Consider the following 248-nt stretch of genomic DNA (forward strand, 5'->3'; position numbering starts at 1 on the left):
GGTAAGCGACTCATTTTACCCAAGAAAAGAAAGAGGAAGCCTTTTCCTCGGGTTGTTCTGTATAAGGCTCCCCGGTATCCACATAAGAAAAGAGCCGCACGCTGTTAAGCGAGCGGCATTAAGTCGAGAGACTGGGCTTTCTAAATAAATGGCGGAGTGGACGGGACTCGAACCCGCGACCCCCGGCGTGACAGGCCGGTATTCTAACCAACTGAACTACCACTCCGCAGTGGAAAACTTGCCTTAGC

Annotated in this window: 1 tRNA gene; it reads right to left on the minus strand. The window is 52.0% G+C overall.

Features of this window, described 5'->3' with window-relative positions:
• Positions 1-149 precede the first annotated feature (149 nt).
• Positions 150-226: transfer RNA gene (locus tag HC752_RS24580), tRNA-Asp, on the minus strand.
• Positions 227-248 lie beyond the last annotated feature (22 nt).

It is taken from the genome of Vibrio sp. S9_S30, assembly GCF_014694455.1.
Taxonomy (GTDB): domain Bacteria; phylum Pseudomonadota; class Gammaproteobacteria; order Enterobacterales; family Vibrionaceae; genus Vibrio.